Annotated in this window: 21 protein-coding genes; all 21 read left to right on the top strand. The window is 32.6% G+C overall.

Features of this window, described 5'->3' with window-relative positions:
• The first annotated feature begins 56 nt into the window (after positions 1 to 56).
• The 21 genes from ACN5J3_RS12460 (at position 57) to ACN5J3_RS12360 (ending at position 23,188) form a co-directional block, all read left to right on the top strand.
• On the top strand, positions 57 to 842 hold the full coding sequence (locus ACN5J3_RS12460) for an FkbM family methyltransferase (RefSeq protein WP_418511953.1): 786 nt from the start codon (positions 57 to 59) through the stop codon (positions 840 to 842).
• A gap of 1 nt (position 843) precedes the next feature.
• Positions 844 to 1,866, top strand: coding sequence for a glycosyltransferase family 2 protein (locus tag ACN5J3_RS12455; RefSeq protein WP_418511952.1), 1,023 nt, complete (start codon positions 844 to 846; stop codon positions 1,864 to 1,866).
• A 9-nt stretch (positions 1,867 to 1,875) separates the two neighbouring features.
• Positions 1,876 to 2,610, top strand: a complete 735-nt coding sequence (locus ACN5J3_RS12450) for a class I SAM-dependent methyltransferase (protein WP_418511951.1) — start codon at positions 1,876 to 1,878, stop codon at positions 2,608 to 2,610.
• A 10-nt stretch (positions 2,611 to 2,620) separates the two neighbouring features.
• A complete protein-coding gene (locus ACN5J3_RS12445; protein ID WP_418511950.1) occupies positions 2,621 to 3,736 on the top strand; it encodes a glycosyltransferase family 4 protein in 1,116 nt (371 codons plus the stop codon).
• A gap of 5 nt (positions 3,737 to 3,741) precedes the next feature.
• Positions 3,742 to 5,565 carry an asparagine synthase (glutamine-hydrolyzing) gene (asnB, locus tag ACN5J3_RS12440; protein ID WP_418511949.1) on the top strand — a complete coding sequence of 608 codons (1,824 nt, stop codon included), beginning with the start codon at positions 3,742 to 3,744 and terminating at the stop codon, positions 5,563 to 5,565.
• A gap of 165 nt (positions 5,566 to 5,730) precedes the next feature.
• Positions 5,731 to 7,113 (top strand): asparagine synthase-related protein, encoded by a 1,383-nt coding sequence (locus ACN5J3_RS12435; protein ID WP_418511948.1) that lies wholly within the window; start codon positions 5,731 to 5,733, stop codon positions 7,111 to 7,113.
• Positions 7,114 to 7,117: 4 nt separating this feature from the next.
• Positions 7,118 to 8,113: a glycosyltransferase family 2 protein gene (locus ACN5J3_RS12430; RefSeq protein ID WP_418511947.1), complete on the top strand. Its 996-nt coding sequence runs from the start codon at positions 7,118 to 7,120 to the stop codon at positions 8,111 to 8,113.
• Between the two features lie 71 nt (positions 8,114 to 8,184).
• A complete protein-coding gene (locus ACN5J3_RS12425; protein ID WP_418511946.1) occupies positions 8,185 to 8,703 on the top strand; it encodes a serine acetyltransferase in 519 nt (172 codons plus the stop codon).
• The gene (locus ACN5J3_RS12420) at positions 8,693 to 9,790 is read left to right on the top strand and encodes a glycosyltransferase family 4 protein (protein WP_418511945.1); all 1,098 of its coding nucleotides are present in this window, start codon (positions 8,693 to 8,695) and stop codon (positions 9,788 to 9,790) included. Before ACN5J3_RS12425 ends, ACN5J3_RS12420 begins: the two co-directional genes overlap by 11 nt.
• The gene (locus ACN5J3_RS12415) at positions 9,787 to 10,638 is read left to right on the top strand and encodes a sulfotransferase family protein (RefSeq protein ID WP_418511944.1); all 852 of its coding nucleotides are present in this window, start codon (positions 9,787 to 9,789) and stop codon (positions 10,636 to 10,638) included. Before ACN5J3_RS12420 ends, ACN5J3_RS12415 begins: the two co-directional genes overlap by 4 nt.
• A 7-nt stretch (positions 10,639 to 10,645) precedes the next feature.
• The gene (locus tag ACN5J3_RS12410; protein WP_418511943.1) at positions 10,646 to 12,073 is read left to right on the top strand and encodes an MBOAT family O-acyltransferase; all 1,428 of its coding nucleotides are present in this window, start codon (positions 10,646 to 10,648) and stop codon (positions 12,071 to 12,073) included.
• Complete coding sequence (locus ACN5J3_RS12405) at positions 12,073 to 12,963, top strand: hypothetical protein (RefSeq protein ID WP_418509507.1); 891 nt, start codon at positions 12,073 to 12,075, stop codon at positions 12,961 to 12,963. The genes ACN5J3_RS12410 and ACN5J3_RS12405 overlap by 1 nt, the downstream gene beginning before the upstream one ends.
• A gap of 108 nt (positions 12,964 to 13,071) precedes the next feature.
• Entirely contained in the window at positions 13,072 to 14,262 is a 1,191-nt protein-coding gene (locus ACN5J3_RS12400; RefSeq protein ID WP_418511942.1) for a glycosyltransferase family 4 protein, read from the top strand.
• A complete protein-coding gene (locus ACN5J3_RS12395; RefSeq protein WP_418511941.1) occupies positions 14,259 to 15,452 on the top strand; it encodes a glycosyltransferase family 4 protein in 1,194 nt (397 codons plus the stop codon). Before ACN5J3_RS12400 ends, ACN5J3_RS12395 begins: the two co-directional genes overlap by 4 nt.
• Positions 15,453 to 15,513: 61 nt before the next feature.
• Positions 15,514 to 16,257, top strand: a complete 744-nt coding sequence (locus tag ACN5J3_RS12390; protein WP_418509510.1) for a class I SAM-dependent methyltransferase — start codon at positions 15,514 to 15,516, stop codon at positions 16,255 to 16,257.
• Positions 16,258 to 16,269: 12 nt separating this feature from the next.
• Entirely contained in the window at positions 16,270 to 17,607 is a 1,338-nt protein-coding gene (locus ACN5J3_RS12385; RefSeq protein WP_418511940.1) for a glycosyltransferase family 2 protein, read from the top strand.
• An 18-nt stretch (positions 17,608 to 17,625) separates the two neighbouring features.
• Positions 17,626 to 18,720 carry a glycosyltransferase family 4 protein gene (locus ACN5J3_RS12380; protein WP_418511938.1) on the top strand — a complete coding sequence of 365 codons (1,095 nt, stop codon included), beginning with the start codon at positions 17,626 to 17,628 and terminating at the stop codon, positions 18,718 to 18,720.
• On the top strand, positions 18,717 to 19,844 hold the full coding sequence (locus ACN5J3_RS12375; RefSeq protein ID WP_418511937.1) for a glycosyltransferase: 1,128 nt from the start codon (positions 18,717 to 18,719) through the stop codon (positions 19,842 to 19,844). Before ACN5J3_RS12380 ends, ACN5J3_RS12375 begins: the two co-directional genes overlap by 4 nt.
• Before the next feature lie 120 nt (positions 19,845 to 19,964).
• Entirely contained in the window at positions 19,965 to 20,780 is an 816-nt protein-coding gene (locus tag ACN5J3_RS12370) for a transglutaminase domain-containing protein (RefSeq protein ID WP_418511936.1), read from the top strand.
• Positions 20,781 to 20,847: 67 nt separating this feature from the next.
• A complete protein-coding gene (locus ACN5J3_RS12365; RefSeq protein WP_418509516.1) occupies positions 20,848 to 22,212 on the top strand; it encodes an O-antigen ligase family protein in 1,365 nt (454 codons plus the stop codon).
• Positions 22,163 to 23,188, top strand: coding sequence for a glycosyltransferase family 4 protein (locus ACN5J3_RS12360; protein WP_418511935.1), 1,026 nt, complete (start codon positions 22,163 to 22,165; stop codon positions 23,186 to 23,188). The genes ACN5J3_RS12365 and ACN5J3_RS12360 overlap by 50 nt, the downstream gene beginning before the upstream one ends.
• Positions 23,189 to 23,295 lie beyond the last annotated feature (107 nt).

Here is a 23,295-nt window from a genome sequence, read left to right as displayed (position 1 = left end):
GATGAATTAAGGGTCCGTTTTTACTAGTGCATTAAATTATATTTTCAGAATTTTATATGATACCAATACTTAAAATAATTAGTGAACATAAGCTGGAAGGGATTAAAGCATTAGTTAAATTGAAATTAAAGCTTATTCCTTATGTGAAATTTAAGGATAACAATATCCTATCGATTTACATACCGCATTATAAGCAGCCCATATATTTAAGACGAAACACATCAGATTACCCTACTTTTAAACAAATATTTGATGCTAAAGAATACGACATTGATTATCCTTTTCAACCAAAACATATTATCGATGCAGGTGCTAATATTGGCTTGGCCGCTGTATATTATTCTCAACGTTTTCCGAAAGCTAATATTTACTCTATTGAGCCTGAAGCTTCAAATATTAGAGTTTTAAAAAAGAATACTAAGGCTTATAAACAAGTGGTGTTATTACCAAATGCTTTACATCATACCACCAATGAATTATTAGAAATTGTTGATGAAGGTATTGGGAAATGGGGGTTTGTAACTAAAGCAGCATCAGAAATTACGGATGTTAAAACAATAGTCTCTTCTGTAGAAACTATTAGTATTTCTCAATTAATGAAAATCTATCATATATCTATAATAGATATACTAAAAATAGATATTGAAGGAGCGGAAATGGCACTTTTTGAGAAAAACTATAAGTGCTGGCTACCTAAAACCCGTTGTTTGATTATTGAGTTGCACGATAGGTTTTATCCTGGTTGTGAAGAGCGTGTTTTTAATGTGATGCAGGCCTATGATTTTTCATTTTATAAAAAAGGAGAAAATTGGGTGTTTTTTAATCAAGATTTAAATTCTTAAAATGATTGAAGTCTACCCTAAAGTTACAGTGTTAATGCCTGTTTATAATTGCTCTCAATATGTTGGAGATGCTATAGAGAGTATTTTAGGACAGTCCTTTACTGATTTTGAATTTTTGATTATTGATGATGCTTCCAATGACGAAACGGTTTCTATTATTCGAACCTTTAAAGATTCGAGGATAAGGTTAATTGAAAAACCTAAAAATACGGGCTATACCAATAGTCTAAATTATGGGTTAACTATTGCAAAAGGTGAGTATATAGCTAGAATGGATGGCGATGATATTAGTTTACCAGAACGCTTTGCTAAACAAGTAGCGTTTATGGACACTCATCCTGAAGTGATTGCCTGTGGAACAACTTATAGCATTATGGGTAGTAGGCTAGTTAAAAAAGTTCCTATTCATCATAATGATATAAAAGTTCAGTTATTGAGGAGAACTTGTTTTGGGCATCCTACCGTAATGTTGCGTAATACAGTATTCGATAAGTTTAAAATTAGATATGATCCAAGTAAAGAACCAGCAGAGGATTATGATTTATGGGTAAGGTTATTGGCCTATGGTGAATTTTATAATTTACCCGAAGTACTTTTGTTATACCGAGTGCACGATTCGCAAGTATCTGTGAAAAAATCGAAAAAAAAGTTTAGTAATTATTATGTGATAAAAATGAACGTTTTAAATTATTTAGATACTTCATTAACAGCAGATGAAGGGAAAATACTTGAACGTATTATATTTAGACAAGTTATTTTTTATAAAGAGTTTGAGGTTTTTGCATCTATTAAGAAAAAGTTGCTTTTAGCAAATAAGAAAGGTGTTTTTGATGCTTCTGGGTTTTATGAGTATATTAATGAGATGGAGTATTTATTATATAAAGATTATTTTTTAAATAGAAAGGCTTATTTTCCTAAACTAATTTCCCATTATGTATCGATTAATAGTTCTTTTGGTTTTAAGCTGTCTCCTTTAGATGCAATTAAATTAATTGTGAAATCACTTATTTTTTATTCAAGATAATTAAATATAATGAGGAAGCTAATAAAACGTTTTGCTCCAGGTCTTTTAGTAGATTTTGTAAAAATTAAAAGAAATTCCAAAACTTTTAAAAACCAGCCAATAAAGGAGATTTTTACAAATTATAAAGAAACCAAGTTTTGGAATAGTGCTGAAAGTGTATCAGGCGATGGGTCTGAACTTTCTGTAACTACAGCATTGAGAGAAGGATTGGAAGTGCTATTAAAAAAGTATGAAATTTCTACTTTGTTGGATGTTCCTTGTGGTGATTTTAATTGGATGCAAGCTGTTAATTTAGAAAATGTTGAATATACAGGCGGAGATATAGTTACTTCTTTGATATTAGATAACAAAATGAAATTCACTTCTGAATTTATTTCTTTTACAGAATTAGATTTAACATCAAATAGTATGCCTAAGGTAGACTTAATATTCTGTCGTGATTGTTTGGTTCATTTATCTTATAAAGATATATATCGAGCCCTTCGCAATATTAAGCGTAGTGGTAGTACATATTTATTGACAACTTCTTTTATAAAAACTTCTAAGAATAAAGACATTGTAACAGGGGAATGGCGCAAACTAAATTTAGAAATTTCACCTTTTAATTTAGGAAATCCAATTGCTATAATTGACGAAAAGTACACCGAAAAAGGAAGTAAGTATGCTGATAAATCTATGTGTCTTTGGCGTATTGCAGATATTAAATTACCTTTAAAACTTAAAGTTTATTCATGGTTTATATAATTTTATTTATTTGAAACATATCAAGACCATACAGCTTTTTGAAAACTATAACGAATCGTATCAACCTTATATACCGCCTGTTCTAGATGCATTAAAATCCTCATTAATAGAGGTTTTGATTTATGCTTTTAGAGGTAAAGCAGGTTCGGGAGTAAAAATTTTACCAAGTTATAGTAAACGCAAAATAATACAAAAGCTATGCGCAATTGCTCGTCCTAACCAATCCAGTTTGGATTATGTGTCTATTTTAGCAATTCGTAAACAGGTGGATGTATTGCATTTGCAACAGTCATATCTATTCCCTAAAATATTAACTCTATTATCAATACCATCAGATAAACGCCCAAAAGTTGTTATTACATTGAGGGGAGGAGATACTTATGTTAAGCCTTGGTATTCCAAAAAATGGTTTGATTTTTATGCTAATTATGGGAATAAAGTAGATGCTTTTGTAGTTATGAGCCAGCATCAAAAGATGTATTTACATCAAAAATGGGATGTAGCTTTGTCACGAATTCACGTGATACCAATATCATTTGGTGAAACCAATAATACAAATGAAAAAGTGGCTGATTTGACAGAATTGCGAATTGTATCTGCATTTAGGATGTGTTGGGAAAAGAATATTGCCGGAAATTTTAGAGTAATAAGACAATTGAAAACTCAAGGAATTCCCGTAAGATATGATTTATATGGTGATGGTGTTGATGCAGGTCAAGTGTATTATCTAGTTGATAAATATGATTTGAAAGATATTGTATACTATCACGGACGTGTTTCTAATGATGAACTAAAAGAAAAATTAAAACAATCCGATTTCTTTTTGCAATTAAGTCATTCAGAATCGTTAGGGATGTCAGTGATTGAAGCTCAATCCTATGGCTTACCAGCAATTGTATCAAGTTCAGATGGTTTGCCGGAAGCGATAAAAGATGGTGAGACAGGTTATTGTGTGAATCCATATGATATTGATGCTGCAGCTAATTGCTTAAAGGAGTTGTGGAGTAATCCTGTTTTATACGATGCATTTTCCAAAGCAGCGATATCTTACAGTCATTCTAAATTTTCAATTTCTAATGAGGTAACAGCTTTAGAAGCATTGTATAAAAAATTAGTTAACCAATAAAATATATGTGTGGATTTTTAGCCGAGTATACGTTTAGTGCACCTGTAACGCCTCTTAATACATTTCAAACACTATTAGCATTATCAAAGCATCGCGGCCCAGATGCAACGCACACCATACAAAACAATGGATTTCAATTAGGGTTTAATAGATTGGCCATTTTAGATACATCACCCAAAGGAAACCAACCTAAAAAAAGCCCCAGCAACAGATATCATGTGGTTTTTAATGGAGAACTATATAATTATAAAGATTTAGCTGAAACTCATGGCTTAACCAATTTAGCTTCAACATCCGATACCGAAGTACTCATGCATTTATTGGATAAGTTGGGGGTTGAAACAACCATTCAAACTTTAAATGGCATGTTTGCCATTGTTATTATAGATACCAAAACAGACCTTTGTTATTTAACGCGAGATTTCGCAGGAATAAAACCTTTGTTTTTTGGAAAATCGGTTTCAGGATTGGTAGCTGCATCTCAATTTAATCAAGTATATAAACACCCTTGGCACAGTAACCATCTAAAACTAAAACCCGCTAGCGTTAAAGCTTATTTTGCTTTAGGATATATGCAAGCTCCTGATACAGTTTATAAAGATATTTTTCAAGTAAAACCAGGTGAATTGATATGTATTAACAGACAAGGCGATATTAATAAAAAACAACAAAGTCATTTTAGTAAAAATCAACAAGACACCTCTCAAAACCAACCTCTGTCTTCGGTTTTAAAAAATGTGGTTTCAAAACAGTTAGTGAGTGATGTGCCTATTGCTACCTTTTTAAGTGGCGGTATTGATAGCCCCTTAATTGGTGCTTATGCAAAACAACAAAAGAATGCTATTGAGGCCTTTACACTACAAGTTGCTGACGCCAAACTAAACGAAAGCGATATCGCTAAAGCCTATGCCAAACATTTGCATATTAAACAGCATATAGTATCTGTAAGCCCAGAAGATCTAATGTCAGAAATAGAAGCACACTTTTTAGCCTTTTCTGAACCTTTTGGTGATTACTCAAGCATACCTACTTATGTCATTTCTAAAAAAGCACAAATAAATCATACGGTGATGCTGTCTGGTGATGGTGGTGATGAACTCTTCTTTGGGTATCCCAGAATGTTAGATATACTACAAAAACGATGGTGGTTTAAGCTACCATATACCGTAAGAAAACCATTGGCTGCCTTAACAAACAAATTAGGAATAACACAAACATGGGCGCCGTATTTTAAATCATTTAATGCGTTTGTTTTTAATAAGCACGCCAAGTTGCCGAAAGCTGTTTTAGATAAGGCTTTTAAAAATGTTAAATATTCATGTACACTAAATCACCTTTATAAATTCAAAAACAATAAAAAAACTAAACTATTACACCAGCTTAGATACAATGAGTTTTATGCACATTTACAACGAGTGCTTATAAAAGTTGATAGGGCTAGCATGGCAAACAGCCTAGAAGTGCGCGTACCTTTTTTAGATAAAAATGTGATTGAGTGGGCTTGGAAAACATCTAGAGTGGTAAAAACAAAAAAAGACTTAAAAAAAGATTTAAAACAATTACTCGCTAATGAAGTTCCAGAGCATTTGATTAACCAGAAAAAAATGGGCTTTTCTGTACCCTTAAACCATTGGTTGCACAACCAACTTAAAACCGATGTAATAAAAACAGTGTTTCATACTAATTTTTATGGAGACACGATTATAAATGTAGCTGCCTTACGTGATTATGTTCAGGATTTCTATGACAATAAACACGATAATGCTTGGGGGGTTTGGCATATTTATGCTTGGCAAAAATGGTGGCTAGCTCATGGTGTCAAAAAATAAAATAGACAAAATAAAAATGGTTGAATCACCCATCATAACGGCAATGTTGTTTTTAAAAAAACACGATGTAATATGCGTATGTTAACGCAATATAAAATATAGAAAGTTTCTTATTATCATATAACATCTCACAAACGCTTTTTTTATATTAGCAAACATAACACTATGAAGATAAGCACACCTATAATACCCAGCAAGCAAATTTTTGCCAATGTAGCAAACAAAGAGAACGCTTATAACTTAGAAGCTATTTGTGTATTTGTTGCTACAGGTTTTTTTATGGGTGCAGATACATACTGGAAAAACAAAGTGTGTCTTTTGCCTGCACATGACCATGAACTAGATGCTCAAGGAAGACTCCTAAAAAGCACACCTAATTTTAATTGGTATTATCAACCAGAACAAAAACCTTTTAAAGACACATTAAGTAACTACATAGAGCTACTTACCACAATCACTAAAAACCAAGTAAAAGATAATCCTGTAATTCTACCGCTTTCTGGTGGACTTGATAGCCGTAGCCAAGCACTTGTTTTAAAAAACTTTAAAAATGAAGTTCAAGCGTTTAGTTATGCGTTTCAAGGGGGATACCCCGAACACCATATTGCTAAAAAAATAGCAAAAGAATGTCGCTTTAGCTTTAAACAGTTTGATATAACACCTGGATATTTATGGCAGGTTATTGATGACTTGTTAAACATTAATGGAGGGTATTCAGAATTTACACACCCAAGACAAATGGCGGTCTTACCTGAACTAAAAAAAATGACGGGTGTTTTCTCTTTAGGGCATTGGGGCGACGTACTATTTGATCGAGGCGTGCCTGAAGCAACCCAAAAAGGAGATGTCGTGCCCCTATTACTCAAAAAAATGGTGAAACCTCGTGGTTTAATTTTGGCTGAAAAGTTATGGAGTAATTGGGGATTAAAAGGTGATTTTAAAACCTACTTAATAGACCGCATTACTACAGATTTAAACGCCATAAACATAAACAACATCAGTGCTAAAGTGCGTGCCTATAAAACAAGTCAATGGGCGCATCGCTGGACAACAACCAATTTAAGTGTGTTTGAGGCAGCTAACCCCATGACATTGCCTTATTATGATAATAGAATGTGTGAGTTTGTTTGCAAAACACCAGAATCTTATTTAGCTGATAGACGATTGCAAATAGCTCATATAAATCAAGATAAAGCACTAGCAAACATTACATGGCAGGCACAAAAACCGTTTTCTGTTGCTAATTATGCCTACAATAAAACACCTTACAATATCCCGTATCGTATAGTAAATAAACTACAGCGAACAATTAAAAACGTTCAAGGAAAACCCTATATACAACGCAACTGGGAATTGCAGTTTCTTGGAGATAGCAATGCTGAAAAATTAGAAAGTTACTTGTTTGATAACAATTTTAATACTTGGATACCTAAAGATGTCGTAAAATCAACTTACAATACGTTTTTAAAAGAAGACCCTATAAACACAGCCCATGCGGTAAGCATGTTGTTAACCTTGGCTGTATGGTATAAAAAAAATAATACCTAAGCTTATGAAATTATCTGTGGTTATTCCAGTTTATAATGCTGCTGACTTTATTGAAAAATCGTATAAAACAATCCTAAGTCAAGATGTTATTGATTTTGAGTTGCTGTATGTTAATAATAACTCTTCAGACAAATCGGTAACGCATATTCAGCAAATTACAAAAATTGATAATCGAGTAAAACTCTTAGAACAAACAACGCAAGGAGCTGCTGCTGCACGCAATATGGGAATTGCTTCAGCCAAAGGTGATTACATTTATGTATTTGATGTTGATGACGAAATTTATCCTGGGGCTTTAAATCGGATGATTGACGTTTTAGATAACCATCCTGAAGTAATGGCGGTTTTTGGCAAAATGATAAAGTCTCATAAAGGAATTGAGCAAACTGAAAAACCAGATGACGAAACCAATGAGGTAATAATTAATAAACCACCTTATTGGGGACTAAAGTGGTTTGAAAGCCTTAAAACAGTTGTTGGTCCACCTGCATTTTTATATAGAAAATCTGTGTTTGATAAAATAGGGTTATATAATGAAGCTATAAAAAATAACGAAGATACGGCCCTTGACATAAAACTAGGAATGACGCAAGCTGTAGCATTTATAGATAGGTATGTGTACTTATATTTTAAGCACCAAAACTCAACGATAGAACAAGCTAAAAAAAGCATGCCCAGAGCATTTATGATATGGCCAAGATTAATAAAAGAGCATATACCGTTTTATTTAGAAAACTCTTGGTCTCAAGAATTTAATGCTATTTTGTTTAGTCAGTTATTTCAAGCTTTAGGTAGACAAATAGTTTTTACCAAAGGGATACAAACACGTATACAGCTAAAAAATCAATTACAGAAAGAGATGCAACCTATTAAGATTCCTTGGTATATGCATATATATATAACAATATTAAGTATCTTGCCTTTAGAAATATTGCGTAAGGTATATGGATACTATATAGTGCCTTTTGCAGTAAAGCAATTATTAGAAAAAAGTAAATGAGTTTGCGTAGTTTATTTTACACCAAATATATCTTTAAAAGATGTTTATTATACATCTGGTATAAACGTTATGTGAAAGACAACCCAGTTATTCAAGCTGATATTCATCAATGCTTAAAAGTACGTGGTAGTAAACAAATTAAGCAACCTCTCAATAAACAATTTAATCACTTAATGATACATTATCCAGATTATGCTTATGTGTTTTTTTGGAGAATAAATAAATTAAACATGATATGGCGATCTATATTTGTTGATACACGGTCATGTAAAATTTTTAGAAGCACTAAAATAGCAGGCGGTATGATGTGTTATCATCCGTTTGCAACAGTGATTAATGCAAAATCTATAGGCAAAAATTTTCAGTTTAGAAATGGCTTAACTATTGGTAATAAAGGTAATGATAATAGCAAGTTACCTGTAATTGGTGATAATGTAACGGTGGGGGCAAATGCCGTTATTATAGGAGATATCACAATCGGTAACCAGGTTGTTATTGGCGCAGGATCTGTTGTTGTCAAAGATGTACCGCCTTATAGTATCGTGGCTGGAAATCCAGCTAAAATAATCAAACGATTAGATGAAAACTAAACGTATTAAAATTTTATTTACTACATCAAATTTTCATACGGCAGGTAGCGGTAAAGTTATTTATGATTTAGTAAAAGGTCTTGATAAACAAAAGTTTGATATAGCCATTGCCTGCGGAAGTAATAAAGGTGCTTTTTTTAAAGAGGTAGAAACGCTAGGGGTACCCATACATGTCTTTGAAACTAAAACACCTTATCGCCCTTATACAACCCTATTACCTAGAGTATGGAAGATTGCTAAATTTTATAAACAGCTTGAATTCGATATAGTTCATTCTTGGCAATGGAGTAGTGATTGGACTGAAGCGTTAGCTGCTAAAATTGCTGGTGTAAAATGGATGTATACCAAAAAAGCTATGGGAGCCAACAATAAACACTGGAAAATAAAAAGCTATTTAGCCAATTTTATCGTAACCATAAATGATGAAATGCGTGCGTATTTCCCAACAAAAAAACAACAGACGCTTATTCCAATTGGAATTGATACGTCTTATTATAACCCAACGCTATTTAAAAACATAAAAAAAAAAGAGGCAATTTTTAATATAATTACCGTCGCAAACTTGGTCCCTGTAAAAGGTGTTGAAGTCCTCATAGAGGCTGTTTCTTTATTAAATGATAAGCATGTAACATTAACTATAGTAGGTGATTGTGATAATGATTATGGTGAAGAATTACGCGCGTTTACTAATACATTGGGTATCGAAAATCAGGTAAGGTTTTTGGGTAAAAAACTAGATGTAAGACCGTATATAGTCGCGTCAGATTTATATGTCATACCAACCTTAAATGAAGGACGAAAAGAGGGAATGCCCATGGCACTAGTTGAGGCTATGTCTATGCAAATTCCTGTGTTAGGCTCTGATATTACCGGAATTAACTTTGTGTTGAAAGCATTTAATCATTTGCTGTTTAAAGCTGGTGACACTAAAGCCTTAGCTTCAAAAATAAATATGATTAAAACAATGGATGAATCATCTAGAAAGCATTTAGCACATGATTTAAGAACCTATTGTGAGACACATTTTACAATGAAGTCATTTATTAATAAACACGAATTCCTATATAAAAAACTACTTAAAAAATGACACGGTTTAATAAACATGTAATAGTTGTAGGTAGTGCTAGAAGTGGGACTAGCTGGTTAAGTGAAACATTAGCACAACCTTATAGATATAGAATGTTGTTTGAACCTGAACAAGAAACGCGTACCAAAAAAGGGCATTTAGTATGTGATAAATGGTTGATGACTAAAAGTGATGTACCTAAAGCATACCGCTATTTAAAACGCGTTTTTCAAAACAGGGTCGATTGTAACTGGATAGCGCAAAATAGCAACAGACGCTTTAAACGTCATTTATGGCCCTTTATTCCTAAAAAATTTATCATCAAGTTTGTAAGGGCTAACTTGGCTGCAATGTATTTAACAGAGACATTTCAAATCCCCGTTATACACATTATAAGAAATCCTTATGAGGTACTACGGTCACAACAGCAGGTAAAATTCCCTTGGCTGTATGATTTATCACATTTTGTAAATCAGCCGCATTTAGTTAAGCTTATACAAGAAACATTTCATTATGATATTACCCAATATCAATCCTTGAGCCCTATCGAAATACTGGCAATTCGATGGTGTATTGAAAATGTTTTACCCATAGACATTTTTACTGAATACCAATCAAAAATTAATGTAATACGTTACGAAGATTTGGTTCTTAATATTGAAGAGTTCTATAAATTGTGTGAAAACTATAACTTAAAGCCTGTTGAAAATTTACAAGAGTTTTATAAACAACCATCCTCAAAAACACATCCTGAAAGTACCAGGATATTAAAAAATAGAAATAAAAAACATTTTTCAGAGAATGATATTGGTAAAATCAATTCAATATTTGATGTTTTTAATGTAACATTATACCCAAGAGCGCTATAAACTATCTATGTTATTCAATTCATTAGACTTTGCATGGTTTCTTCCAGTAGTTTTTATACTCTACTGGTTTGTGTGTAATAAACCCCTTAAAATACAAAACGCACTATTAGTTGTGGTGAGTTACGTGTTTTATGGTTGGTGGGACTGGCGTTTCTTAACATTAATTTTTTTTAGTACGGTTGTAGACTTTGTTGTTGCAAAACAATTACTTAAAGAAACACATTCTAAAAAAAGAAAGCGCTTACTAGCTGTAAGCCTTGTTTGTAATTTAGGCTTGTTGGGTGTGTTTAAATACTATAACTTTTTTGTTTCTAGCTGGATAGATGCTTGGCAGCTTCTAGGGGTTTCAATGGCGCCTGCTACACTAAATGTTATACTGCCTGTAGGGATTAGTTTTTATACCTTTCAAACATTAAGCTATACAATAGATGTGTATAAAAAACGCTTGAAACCTACATCGCAGTTTGTTGAGTTTGCTGCTTTTGTTGCTTTTTTTCCGCAACTCGTAGCTGGCCCTATTGAAAGAGCTAGTAGATTGTTACCTCAGTTTCAAAGAACTCGTAAATTTGATTACACCTTTGCTATAAGTGGTTTTTATTTAATTATTTGGGGGTTGTTTAAAAAAATGGTCATAGCTGATAATTGTGCTTTTTTTGTAAATCAAATTTTTGAAGACCCTGGAAGATATACTGCTATGGAGTTGTTTATGGGAAGTGTCTTATTTGCTTTTCAAATTTATGGAGACTTTTCTGGATATTCCGATATAGCAATTGGCGTTGCAAGATTATTTGGTTTTTCTTTAATGACCAATTTTACCTTTCCTTATTTCTCTAGAAATATTGCTGAATTTTGGAGGCGCTGGCATATTTCACTATCAACATGGTTTAGAGATTATTTGTACATTCCTTTAGGTGGGTCTAGAGGAAATATATGGAAACAATTGCGTAATGTGTTTATCGTGTTTTTAGTTAGCGGTTTTTGGCATGGAGCAAACTGGACTTTTGTAGTTTGGGGTGGTATTCATGCCTTGTTGTTTTTACCTCTTTTGATTTTTAAAGCTAATAAAACCTATACAAATCAAATAAAATTATCTGTCAAACAGCTTCCTAATATATTAGTTACATTTGTCTTGGTGTGTATGGCTTGGGTGTTTTTTAGAGCAGACAACATAAGTATTGCTATCAATATAGTGTATAATATTTTTAGTCTAGACTCTAGTTCACTGCACTTTTTTTATAAAACGCCTAAATACATACTAGTAAGCCTAATAACATCTTTAAGTATTGGTGTTATGCTTTTTTATGAATTAAAAAGTATGAAAAAAGGAAATACAGAAGTGACTTTAGGCTATTATCAAGCGCTTTTAATTGCTGTGTTAATTGTTTTTATGGGGGTTTATAAAAACCCGTCAGATTTTATTTATTTTCAGTTTTAATGAAAAAGTTTGTAAAGCACATAATAGGTATGTTGTTTGGCTTCGTAGTTGTTTCTCAACTAGTAGCTTTTACTAGTTTGTTATGTTTGAAAAATGGAAGTTTTTATAAACCATCTTTTTTAGAAAATTCAGTTGCTGAAACTGATTTTGATTACATCGTTTTAGGTTCTAGTACGGGACTTACCACTGTTAATACACATGTATTAGACTCCGTATTGCCGGGCAAAGGCATAAACTTATCAATTGATGATACTGCATTATCTAGCCAGTATGTAATGTTGCAGCATTTTTTAGCGCTTGGTAAAAAAACTAAAATTTGTGTGTTATCTGCTAGCGTATCAGATTATGACAGGCTTCATAATAAGTTAAGCAGTAATGATTATAGATTTTTACCTTATGTTTTTACTAATTATGTAAGTGCTTATTATAATGAGTTCCCAGAACAACAGGCACAATTATTAGCGCTTTCCAAATGGGTACCTATGTTTGGAATAGGGTATTATAATACCGAGTTGTTTTATCCCGCAATAATCAGTTTGTTAAAACCTAACAAACATAATCGTTTTGATAATGCAGGTAATTATACGTATCCTCTTAGAGCTATTAGAGATATGCATATTATAAATAGAAAACAAGTGCCTGTGCGTTTTAGAAATAAATATTTAGCACGTATACAAAAACTATGTGATGCCAATGATATAAAATTGATCTGTTATTTGCCTCCCTTGCAAAAGGAACAAGCCACATTTGTAAAATCAGATTACCATGTTATAAATCACACAGGGCTTCTGAATAATACGAAATACTTTTATGACGATATTCATGTTAATATTTACGGCAGACAACTAGCAAGTGAAAAGTTGGCTGTTGAGCTCCTTTCTTTTTTTTAGTAAAACATTTATGTTGCCATAAAAATGATTTTAAAAGATTAAGAAATTTCTTAAAAAAATAACTTATTTAGTAAAGATTAGTACTTTTAAACGCAAAACAAATACCCATTGCAACGACCATTAAAAATAGCAGTCTATTCAGGAGAAATACCTAGCACGACCTTTATTGAACGTCTCATAGCCGAACTCGCTAAATCTGGCTGTCATGTGTTGTTATTTGGTAGATTGAATAAAAAAGTAAAAGACTTAAATAACATAACCGTTTTAGGATTTAGATCTAACACATTTCTTAAAGGGCTGTTCTTGTTACGATATACCATCCTATTAACGCTCTTTCGGTATCATGAAAAAAAACAGTTAGATAGCATATTAAAAAAAACAGCAAAAACAACACGACACGATAAAGTAAAATGCTATCCTGTACTTTGGCACAAACCTCATGTATTTCATGTACAGTGGGCTAAAGGAATTCATGAATGGATGTGGGTTAAGCAATTTGGAATTAAATTAGTTGTAAGCTTAAGGGGCGCGCATATTAATTACTCGCCTATAGCAGATCCATTATTGGCTGAAATGTACCGCGAAACCTTCCCAAAAGTAGATGGTTTTCATGCAGTATCTAAAGCCATAGGAATTGAAGCTCAAAATTATGGCGCGCAAGCTCGCAACATATTCGTAGCGTATAGTGGTCTTAATGTAGCACAAAAAAATACAGTGCAACCCGTAAAACATCTTATTTCTAGTAGGTTACATATTATTTCTGTTGGAAGGCCTCACTGGAAAAAAGGATATACATATGCTTTAGATGCTTGCAAACTATTAAAAGATAAGGGCCTAAATTTCTCTTATACCATAGTAGGAGCTGCAAATACTACAGAGTACCAATACCATTGTAAAGATTTAGGTATACAAGACTGTGTAACCTTATTAAGTAAACAGACGTTTAGTGAGGTTCAAGCATTAATGAAGCAAGCAGACGTGTTATTATTGCCTAGCGTAGAAGAAGGAATAGCCAATGTAGTTTTAGAAGCAATGGCACAAGAAACGCTTGTAGTTAGTACAAATTGTGGTGGGATGAACGAAGTAATTACACATGGTATGAATGGGTTTTTAGTACCTATTCGTGATTCAAACGCTATAGCCAAACAATTGCTTAATGTTTATGATTTAAAACCAGTAAAGCAACAACAAATAAAAATGGCTGCTTTAAAAACCATAAAAGAACAGCACCAAAGTACCTCAATGGCTTCTAAGATGTTAAAACTCTATAAACATGTGCTAAAAAATGAAGTAATATGAAACAACAAATAGGTTTGGTATTATCTAAAGTGCCTGGGTACTCTGAAACTTTTTTTAGAAATAAAATTTTAGGATTACAAAAAGCAGGATATAAGGTTGTTTTAATAGTTACAAATCCAGAAAAAAATAACACCAGAGTCTTAAACTGTGACGTAATTGTAGCACCTAGTTTTAAAGGGGCTTATTGGCGGGTTATTATACAAGTGCTATTAGCACTATTCAAAATAACATTTCTTTTTCCTAAACGAGCTTGGACGCATTATCAGTTAGATAAGAAATCAGGACAAACAAATAAGCAAGCGTTTAAAAGATTATTGCAAAACGCTTATATGCTGCATCTTAATCTAGATTGGCTGCATTTTGGCTTTGGAATGTTAGCCGTAGGTCGTGAGCATGTAGCAAAAACCATACAAGCTCAAATGGCTGTTAGCTTTAGAGGTTTTGATTTATACTTATCTCCTTTAAAACATCCTGGGTGTTATACATTATTATTTACTATAAAATCAGTAAAATACCATGTGTTATCAAATGAAATGCGTACAGATTTATCTAGTTACGGTGTGTCTGTTAAAAAAATACATATAATTACACCAGCCATAGATGTGCAGTTTTTTAAACCACAACCTTTACAAACAGCCCCCTTTGATAAGCAACCAATACGCATAGTAACTGTAGCTAGGTTGCATTGGAAAAAAGGGCTAGAATACACACTTGAGGCATTAGCATTATTAAAAAAACAAGGCGTGTTATTTCATTATACCATTATTGGTTCAGGAGAAGATTATGAACGCTTAATGTTTGCAGCACATCAGCTTCAGTTGCATGATAATGTAACGTTTGCTGGGCGCTTAAACCCAACACAGGTAAGAGCAAAACTAAACGAGTCTAATATCTACCTCCAATATAGCATACAAGAGGGGTTTTGTAATGCAGTATTAGAGGCTCAAGCTATGGGATTGCTTTGTGTTGTAAGTGACGCCGAAGGTTTAGCTGAAAATATCATACACAGAAAAACAGGTTGGGTAGTGCCTAAACGACAACCAAAATCGTTAGCAAAAACGATAAACATGGTAAATAATTTGACACCTGAAGAACGTCTGTCAGTTTCCAAACAAGCAATGAACCGAGTACAAAATACGTTTACATTAGAACAGCAACAACAGCAGTTTTTAAAATTTTACAATAAATAAATGTAAATATGTATATATAATATAATCAGAACTTTTATTATTGTATAAAAATAATTTTGATATGACCTCCTACGAATGGTTTCGATGGATAACCTTTCCATTAATGACAGTGCACTTACAAACGGTACGTCAGCATATTAAATATTTAGTAAAAAAAAGCTCTAGCTTTCAAAAAACTATAAAAATTTTAGATGTAGGAGGTAGAAAATCACCTTATACTATAGGTGTGCCTGCAAACATTACACTATTAGATGTACCTCAAGAATCTGGTGTTAAAGCCGACTTACAATTGGGGTTTACGACATCTATTTTAGAAACCATTAAAAAAAAACGCTCCAATATAACTGATGTGGTTATTGAAGATATGACAAAATCAACCTTGCCAGATGCCAGCTATGATGCCGTGGTCTCTATTGAGGTTATAGAGCATGTGCCAGAAGATGAGTTGTTTATAAAAAACATTGCTAAAGTAATTAAACCTGGTGGTTGGGTCTATTTAACAACGCCTAATGGAGACTTTATAAAAAACGAAGGCCCCAATAAAAACCCAGACCATGTTAGGCATTATACTAAAGCACAACTAGAAACATTACTAAAAAGATACTTTGACCAAGTGACCGTATCCTATGCTGTAAAAACAGGTAAATATCGGGTGTGGAGTTTAAAAAGTTTAAAAACAAAAAACATAATCAGTATAACCAAAACACTTCTAGGAACGCTGGTGAACAAATATCAATCTAAAGCAATGAAAAATCAAGCACACGGTACTGCACATTTAGTCGCTATTGCTTACAAGAACAAATAAACACTATTAGGGATGCCTTTTGTTTTTCTAAAATATCTACAACCCACACATTATTTTAGGTTAAAAAACCTAAAAGGGGATACCGTTTTTCCTAAAGTAGAAGCTTTACCTGAAAGCGTTTTAGAAAAATTAGAACAAGACTCTAACTACCAATCTAGTCATGCTAAAGATTATGATGTATCTTGGCAAGCTATACAACTAGGATATATAGGTGATGCCGAAACATATCAAAGTTTCAATAAAGTGCCAGTGTATGATAATTATAGGTTTATTCGTAAACACTTTCATAAAGCTTGGGTGCTATATGTCTTGTTATTACGTGTTTTAAGTTTGCATAATCCTATTAAAGAGATTGTTGCTTTTGTTAAAACAAGGCATATATCAAGAAAACTTGCAACATTACAACCCATACCTTATGAGAATTACACAAGCTTTGAGTCGAATTTATTAGCTAGCAAACCCTTGGTAAGTGTTGTGATTCCTACGTTAAATAGGTATGCGTATTTAAAAAATGTCTTAAAAGATTTAGAGCAACAAACCTATACAAATTTTGAGGTTATAATTGTAGATCAGTCAGAACCATTTAACCCAGATTTTTATAAAGCTTTTAAACTAGATATAAAATATATCAACCAAAAAGAAAAAGCACTTTGGTTAGCAAGAAACACAGCCATTAAGCATGCAAATGGAAAATTAATAGCATTATCTGAAGATGATGTTCGTATAAAACCTGATTGGATAGAGGCACATATACGTTGTTTAGACTTTTTTCAAGTTCAAGTATCTGCTGGTGTGTTTTATCCTGAAGGACAAAATATACCGAATGACCGTGCTTTTTTTTCTGTTGCAAGTCAGTTTGCCACTGGCAATGCTATGTTGTATAAAAAGGTATTTAATATAGTGGGACTGTTTGATAGACAATTTGAAAAACAACGAATGGGGGACGGAGAGTTTGGTATACGCTTATTCTTAAAGGGAATACAAAGTGTTTCAAATCCAGATGCTTCTTGTGTTGATGTGAAAGCAGGTGTTGGTGGACTTCGTGAAATGGGAAGTTGGGACGCTTTTAGACCTTCAACATTTTTGGCACCTCGCCCAATACCTAGTGTTATTTATTTTTTTAGACGCTATTTTGGGAAAAAAGCAACACGAAGAGCATTATGGCGTACTGTGCCAATGTCCGTTTTTCCGTATCAGTTTAAAAAAAATAAAGCAATGTTGATATTAGCTGGGGTTTTATCTCTTGTCATAGCTCCTGTAATATGTTTTCAAGTTTATAGATCTTGGAAATTAGCATCAATAAAATTAAAACAAGGACCTATAATTGAAAAATTATCAGAAAATCACTAGTTAACACGGTATAAATTCTTGAAAAATAAAAAAATACTTATTGTGTCTTCCGAATTTCCTCCATTACCAGGAGGCATAGGTAATCATGCTTATCATTTAGCTTCTTATTTTTGTAAAAAAGGATATCAAATACAAGTGATTACTGATCAACGCGCTAATGATAATACCGATTTTATTTTTGATGAGTCTCAACGTTTTAAAATAAAACGAATCGCACTAAAACGTTTCAGGTTCTTAATGTACATACAACGAATTTTTATAACGGCCAATGCAATTAGAAAATCAGATATTGTATTTGCAACGGGAAAGTTTTCTTTATGGAACGTAGCGTTCTGCTCACTCTTTTTTAATAGAGAGATACTGGCAGTTTTACATGGTAGCGAGGTTAACTTAAAGAATAACGTTTTACAATACCTTACTACTAAAAGCCTAAAACGATTTAATAAATTAGTAGCTGTATCACATTTTACGAAGCATTTCGTATCTCATTTAAAAAAGCCAGTATTTGTGATTCCTAATGGTATTGATATGGCGTTTTGGGATAAACCACCCCATGGTGATATGCTATTATCGGGTAAACCAGTATTAACTACTGTAGGCCGTGTAAGTTATAGAAAAGGCCAGCTTAATGTTATTAAACAACTTCCAGAGCTAATTAAGTGTTTTCCAAACGTACACTATCACTGTATAGGCATTCCTTCTCAAGCAGAGGCCTTTACGGCTATAGCAAAAAAACTAGGTGTTGAAAAGCATGTAACGTTTCATGGGGCTGTATCGTCAAAACAACTAAAACAAGCACTTAAAGCAACTGACATATTTGTTATGTTAAGTTCAGAAAGTGTTTCTGGAGATGTAGAGGGATTCGGTATTGCTATACTTGAAGCTAATGCCCTAGGAGTTCCTGCCATAGGATCTAAAGGATGTGGTATTGAAGATGCAATAAATGCAGGAGCAACAGGGTTTATCATTGAGCCTGACGACACAATAGCGTTAAAACATGCAGTTGAAAAGCTACTAGAGAATCCTGAAAAGTTTTCTTACAAGGCAAGACAGTGGGCAAAAAAACATGATTGGAATTCTATTATAGAACAGTATGATGCACTATTAAAATGAGAACATTAACAATTATATCACATACTGAGCATTATTATGATAAGGAAGGAAAGTTAGTTGGACTTGGTGCTACTGTTATGGAAATTAATCAGTTGTTGAGCATCTTTGATAAAATTTATCATGTAGCAATGTTATATAAGAATCCAGCACCTGCCAGTTGCCTGCCTTATACGTCAAATGCTATTACGTTTGTTCCTATACCTAAAGTTGGTGGAAAAAAAATAACTGATAAGCTAGCAATAGTAGGGCAAATGCCTGCCATTCTGAAACGTATAAGTAAAACATTAAAACATTCAGATTATTTTCAATTTAGAGCGCCCACAGGAATAGGTGTTTTTGTGTTGCCTTATCTTATATACCTATATCATGGTAAAGGTTGGTTTAAATATGCAGGTGATTGGTCTGCACAACAGAGTCCTATTTCATATAAATTTCAAAATTATTTACTCAAAAATCAAAAACGACAAGTAACAATAAACGGTTCATGGCCTAATCAAAAAAGTAACTGTATTACATTTGAGAATCCATGCTTAACAGACCAAGAAATTGTTTCAGGACATGAAATAACTGCTATCAAAAAATGGAATGAAAAAGCTATAGAGCTTTGTTTTGTTGGTAGACTAGAGGCTAATAAAGGATTAGATCTATTTTTAAATGCTTTGGCGTTATTATCAGAAGAAACAAAACAAACTATTAAAAAAGTACATGTTGTTGGTGGAGGAACTTTGTTAAGCAATTATAAAACATGGGCAGAAAAATTAAACATAACAATGACATTTTATGGCGTGTTATCACGAAATGATGTTCATGAAATATATAAGAAATCTCATGGTATTGTTTTACCATCTAAGTCTGAAGGGTTCCCTAAAGTGATAGCAGAGGCTTTGAATTATGGTTGTATCCCTGTGGTTTCAGATATTTATGCAATTAGAGATTATATTACCCATGAGAAAAACGGGTTTTTAATAACAGAACTTTCTGTACATGCTGTAGCAAATGTTTTAAACACGTTTTTAAAGATTGATTCGGTTACATATCAGAAACTAATTGAAGCTAGAGTACAGGTCGTAAATAAATTTTCATACAATTACTATAATGAACATTTGATACAAAGTGTATTATGATAAATAGAGTTAAAAAAACAATCTGTTTTTTTTATTTGATACAAAGATGTTATTAGAAAGCTTTTTAGTTTAAAAAAAAATCATATTTTTATTACAAACTATTTAAATATCATGTAGTTAATGTCTTGGAAAAAAATTCAGTGGATGTTTAAAAGACATCCATTTCTTTATTTAGTGCGATTTCGATTATTATCAAAAAATACGAATATCGAAACAATAGCTGATTACTCATACAATAACCATAATAGTAAAGATGAGGTTCCAGAATGTTTTTATGAGATTAACTCAAGAATTTTTGAATCTTACAAACCTAAAACAGATTTAGATAAAGTTAAATGTTTAAGCTTATGGCTTCATAAACATATAAAAAAAGGACCAGGATTGAGTGTGTCATCTGATGTTGCTTTAAAAATTATGCTTGAGGGTAAAGGCGGAGTTTGTAGTGATATGGTGCAAATATTTAATAACTTTTGTGTCATAAATGATATAAGAGTAAGAGAGTGGGGCGCTACATTAGCTCCTTTTAGTAAAAACTACGGAGGACATTCTTTTAATGAGGTGTATTGTAAAGAGTTGTCAAAATGGGTTTTGATTGACTCATATTGGGGTATATTATTTTTTAATAAATTGAAGTTGCCATTATCTGTTATCGAGACTTATAAAATAATACGAGAAAATATTTCAGAAATAAATTATGTTGTAATTGATAAAAAGGAGGTATTGCAAAAGGAAAACGTGTACAAAAATTATTTGAACCCTGATATTGCTCCGTTTTTGATTTGTGGATATCACAATAAAACATACGACAAGTTTTTGAAGGTTACCAGGCCTTATCTCCCTGTTTTCATAACACATTTCACGGTTTTCTTACTCAACAAAAGCTATAGTTACAAATTCCCTTTAGACAATTATAAAAATATCTTTTTAAAACATTAAAATACTATTTTTGTAAGTAATGCTATTTGTGCTACCTTGCAGTGACTATTAAAATGAATAACTCCTTTTGAAAACCAATATTACGTACATTACTGCTATAGGCTTTCATGTGGCTATTGGAATTATTATTTTTTTAATGGAACCATTAGCCAAATTGTACTTTTTTGCAGCACTTTGTTATTTTGGTTATCGCATTGTAAATACTTCTAACAAAGATAAAACCTATGAGATCCTTAAGGCTTGTGCATATTTTGTTGGTGCTGAAGTTTTATTAAGAACAACACGAGGTGCTATATCTTATGAGGCTGCTAAATATCTGGTAATTCTTTTTGTAATTGTTGGGATGTTCTATAAAGGAATTTCGGGAAGAGGTTACCCTTATTTTATGTATTTAATATTTTTAGTGCCTTCTATATTTGTAGCCTCAACAACATTAAGTTTTGATGCAAATTTTAGAACGAATATAGCTTTTGTATTGAGTGGTCCTGTTTGTTTAGGGTTAGCAGCACTATTTTGTTATGGTAAGCGAATCTCATTCAGTCAACTTTCTAATATCTTATACTTTATGGTGCTACCAATAATAGCGCATACAGTTTATATTTATTTCTACACACCAAACTTAAAAGATGTCTTGTCAAGTGTGGCTTCAAATAGGGCAGCTGCAGGTGGTTGGGGTGCAAATCAAGTATCTGCTATTTTAGGATTAGGGATGTTTATTATGGCAATACGATTGTTTACTAAATCGCCCACTTTAAACCTAAAAATACTCAATGCCGCTATATTGGGATTAATATCTTTTAGAGCTATTACAACCTTAAGTAGAGGTGGAGTGCTAACAGCTGTTTTAGCAATTTTGGTTTTTCTGTTTTATTATTATAGACACGCATCTTCAAAAAAACGAAATGAAGTGCTTACTGTGTTTTTGTTGTTTTGCTTGAGTTTGGCAATGACTTGGATGGTAAGTATTAGCCAAACAAGCGGATTAGTTAGTCTGCGTTATGCTAATAAAGATCATTTAGGGCGTGAAAAAGCCGATTTGTCAACAGGACGTTTAGAGTTGTTCGAGCATGAACTAGAAGGTTTTGTTTCAAGCCCATTTTTAGGAATAGGATCTAGCCGCGCTAAAGATCAGCGTATCCAACTAGAAGGACAAGGTGTTACTTCGCATAGTGAGTTTAGTAGAACATTAGCTGAACATGGCCTATTTGGGGTGTTTATTTTACTAATATTAATTTTTAAACCTTTTGATGCACGCTTTAAAAACCGACGAAACTATTATTTTTATGCGTTTTTAGCATTTTGGTTTTTAACTATAAACCATATGTCTATGCGACTTGCTATGCCTGCTTTTATGTATGCATTGGCATTATTACATATTACAAATGAAAAACGTCCTGTACATAGGAAACAAATTAAGCCGTCAACAGCATAAAAACCTTACAGCTATTGATGTGTTAGGACCTGCCCTTGAAAAAGAAGGTTATAAGGTGTTGTATGCCTCGTCAAAGGTCAATAAATTGGCGCGTTTATTTGATATGCTTTGGCATGTAGCTTTTAAAGCGAAAGATGTTGAGGTTGTACTTATAGATACGTACAGTACGCAAAATTTTTATTTTGCTTTAATTGTTAGTCAACTGTGTCGTATTGTTAGGTTGCCTTACATACCTATTTTACACGGAGGTAATTTGGTAAATCGTTTAATAAAATCGCCAAAATTAAGTCATTTACTCTTTCATAATGCAGATGTACTTGTAGCGCCTTCGCTTTATATGCAACAAATATTTAAGGATTACGGTTATAACAACATAACCTATATTCCTAATAGTATTTCTATAACATATTATCCGTATTCAATTAGATCATTTGAAACGTTAAAACTCTTATGGGTAAGATCGTTTTCACATATTTATAATCCATCGTTGGCAATACATGTTTTAAAAGCATTACAAGATAAAGGGTATTCTGCTGAATTATGTATGGTTGGTCCTGATACAGGAGATGGAAGCTATGACGAAGCAAAAGCGCTGGTTTCAAAACTAGGTGTTTCTGTAACCTTTACTGGAAAATTATCAAAAAACATGTGGATTGATTTAGCTGCTAATTATAATGTTTTTATAAATACGACAAATTTTGATAACATGCCTGTAAGTGTTATAGAAGCTATGGCACTTGGTTTACCAGTAGTTTCAACAAATGTAGGCGGAATGCCATTTTTAATTGATCATGATAAAAACGGGTTGTTAGTTCCACCAAACAACATAGATGCTTTTGTAAATGCTATAATCCAGCTAAAAACAAAGCCTGAAAAATCACAACAATTAGCTCATAATGCTAGACAAAAAGTTATGCATTTTGATTGGCAAGCTGTATGTAGTAGTTGGCATAAAATTTTACAAAAAGATAACTGATAATATCTTATTTTATACAATATTTTATTACTGATTTAAGTGAAAACAGCAGGGCTTTTTATCACATTAAAAAAAAAGTGTTTTTGTAAAACAAATATTATAAATAA

This window comes from Corallibacter sp. (genome assembly GCF_048381695.1).
In the GTDB taxonomy this organism is placed as follows: Bacteria; Bacteroidota; Bacteroidia; order Flavobacteriales; family Flavobacteriaceae; genus Corallibacter; species Corallibacter vietnamensis.
The sequence above is the reverse complement of the archived record's forward strand: the minus strand, read 5'-3'. Positions and strand labels throughout refer to the sequence as shown.